The 2,454-nt window shown below is 68.6% G+C and carries 3 protein-coding genes; 1 reads left to right on the top strand and 2 read right to left on the bottom strand.

Features of this window, described 5'->3' with window-relative positions; genetic code table 11:
• Positions 1-376, top strand: a 376-nt coding sequence (locus RMO85_RS05350) for a GNAT family N-acetyltransferase (RefSeq protein ID WP_310527043.1), incomplete at its 5' end; no start/stop codon positions are given.
• Positions 377-397: 21 nt separating this feature from the next.
• On the opposite strand, the gene RMO85_RS05345 is transcribed toward RMO85_RS05350, so the two are convergent.
• Together RMO85_RS05345 and RMO85_RS05340 are read right to left on the bottom strand one after the other, a co-directional pair.
• Complete coding sequence (locus tag RMO85_RS05345; protein WP_310527038.1) at positions 398-1,264, bottom strand: aldo/keto reductase; 867 nt, start codon at positions 1,262-1,264, stop codon at positions 398-400.
• A gap of 225 nt (positions 1,265-1,489) precedes the next feature.
• On the bottom strand, positions 1,490-2,209 hold the full coding sequence (locus tag RMO85_RS05340; protein WP_310527036.1) for a methyltransferase domain-containing protein: 720 nt from the start codon (positions 2,207-2,209) through the stop codon (positions 1,490-1,492).
• Positions 2,210-2,454: the final 245 nt, after the last annotated feature.

Below are 2,454 nucleotides of genomic sequence, written 5' to 3'. Positions count from 1 at the left end.
GCCGACCGACCCGGCCGACGTGCTGGCCGCCCGGTTCTCGCGGCTCCTCGGGCGCGACGACGTGATCGCTCTGATCGCGGGGGAGGCGGACGGGTTCGCCATGGTGACCCTGCGACCGGCGATCTGGTTCGACGGACCCCTCTCCCAGCTCGAGGAGCTCTACGTCGCACCGGCTCTGCGAGATCGAGGCGTCGGTACGGCGATCCTGACCGAGGCCCGCCGGCTGGTCCGCGAGCACGGCACGCCCGAGATGCACGTCAACGTCGACGAGGTCGATGCCGACACCCGCCGCTTCTACGAGCGCCAGGGGTTCGTCAACATCGAGGAGGGCGTCGACTACCGCATGCTCTGCTACATCGGGCCGACGACCGGCTGACGCCGGGCCGGAGCCGAGCGGTCAGCCGTCCAGCCGGGTGACCTCGTCAGCCGTCAGCTCCAGGTCGGCCGCAGCAGCGGAGTCCTGCACCGAGGTGGGTCGCTTCGCACCCGGGATCGGGATGACGCACGGGGACTGCGCGAGCTCCCAGGCCAGGGCGACCTGCTGGGCGCTCACACCACGCGCGGAGGCGACCTCGGCGAACGCCGGGTGCTTGTCCGCGAGCTCCTTGGCGCTGCCGAGCCCGCCGAGCGGGCTCCACGGCAAGAACGCCAGCCCCAGCTCCTCGCAGACGTCGATCTCGGGCCGGCTGCTGCGAAACGCCGGGCTGAACTGGTTCTGCACGCTGACCAGCGCGTCGCCCAGCACGGCATGGGCCGCGCGGATCTGGTCGGGGTCGGCGTTGGACAGGCCGACCGTGGCGACCTTGCCGCTGTCGGCGATCTCCTTGAGAGTGCCGATGACGTCGTCGTAGGGCACCGAGGGGTCAGGGCGGTGGTGCTGCCAGAGCGCAAGCTGCTCGACCCCGAGGCGCCCGAGGCTGGCGTCCACGGCAGCGCGGAGGTGCTCGGCCGAGCTGTCGGTGTCCCAGCCGCCGCCCTCGGTGCGGACGTGGCCGCCCTTGGTCGCCAGCAGCACGCGTTCGCGTGCGCCGAGCTCGTCGAGCAGCGAGGCGATCAGGCGCTCGTTCTCACCCTGGGCGTCGGCGCCCAACTCGTCGCCGGGCCCGTAGGCGTCGGCGGTGTCGAAGAGCGTGACGCCCGCGTCGAGCGCTGCGCTCACCGTGTCGAGGAGCTGTTGGCGCGGCTGCGAGCCGGTCTGGTCGAAGGTCATCAGGCCGAGGCCGATCGCGCCGACCTGGTGGGGGCCGAGGGTGCGTGTGTGCATGTCCTCGACCCTACGAGGTGGGTGGAGCGCCTCGTGGTCCGGGAAGGTCAGCCCACCGGATAGTCGACGACGTAGCTCGGGACCCCCGGCGCATCGCTGTCCACCCGGTCGCCCACGTCGTTGACCACGACAACCGCCGGGACTGCTCCTTCACCGATCACCGTTCGCAGCCGATGTGCCAGCGATGGGCCGAGCAGGTCGCGGCGCGTGCGGGCGTTGCCACCTTCAGTTCCCGAGCACCGCCTTGAAGGTGAGATGCCCCATGAGGTTGGGGCGGCGCAGTCGATACGCGGCGTGGCTCCACACCGTCGCAAGCCCCGTCAGCCTCTCCGGGAGGTAGGGCTCATACATGCGTGGAAGGTCCCACATCCGAAACTCCACATCGGAGAATCCGGCGTGCTCGAGATGACGGCTGATGGAGCGAATGCTGTTGATCCGATACTCGGTGTGAAAGTGGTATTCGTCGACTTGTCGGGGATCGCGCACCCGTCGAAGCACCCATTCGTCGAGACCAAGCCGGGACGTGGCCCAGGTCGTAAGCCCGAAGTAGTGCCACTGATTCAAAGTGATGGCCATGAAGACGCCACCCGGCTTGAGCACACGCGCCGCGGCTTCAGTGAACGCGACCGGATCGGAGACGTGCTCCATCACGAAGACCGCGAAGGCCACGTCAAAACGATCCGCGTGCTCGACGGAGAAGTCCTCCAACGTCAACTGATAGCGCTCGTCCGCATCACTGTTTCCCAGCACTCGTGCGCTCGGGTCCACCGCAACCAGGCACGCAGCGCGACGTCTGACTCGAGGGAAATCACCTGAGGCGTTGCAGCCGCCCCCGACATTGAGGACCGACCCACCACGTGGGGCTGATTCGGCGACCCAGCTTGCAAAGTGGCGGACGGGACGCGGCGGGGGCGGGGTCACTGTGACCGTTGTCGCTATTGCCATACCGCTCGCCGCCTTGACCTCGACGTCACCATCTCAGCATTCTGCGCCGTCGCGTTGGCTCTCGGCCAGGAATGCTCTCGGGGTGCCCTCGGTCCGCGCAGGCGTGATTCCGGTTTCCCTCGCCAACCCGACACGAAAGACCTCGAGAGCTAACCGTTATCTCCATCGCCGCCACGCTGTTGCGGTGGTGGGTTTGGCCGAGGTGCACGACCGCACCGTCGACCTTCAGGAGCTCGCGCCGGTCC

It is taken from the genome of Nocardioides sp., from assembly GCF_031422975.1.
Classification (GTDB): domain Bacteria; phylum Actinomycetota; class Actinomycetes; order Propionibacteriales; family Nocardioidaceae; genus Nocardioides.
This window is presented reverse-complemented; position numbering and strand designations above follow the sequence as displayed.

Excerpts from the sequence above, each read along its gene's own strand:
- RMO85_RS05340 (WP_310527036.1), bottom strand. The coding sequence starts at position 2,209 with ATGGCAATAGCGACAACGGTCACAGTGACCCCGCCCCCGCCGCGTCCC.
- RMO85_RS05345 (WP_310527038.1), bottom strand. The coding sequence starts at position 1,264 with ATGCACACACGCACCCTCGGCCCCCACCAGGTCGGCGCGATCGGCCTC.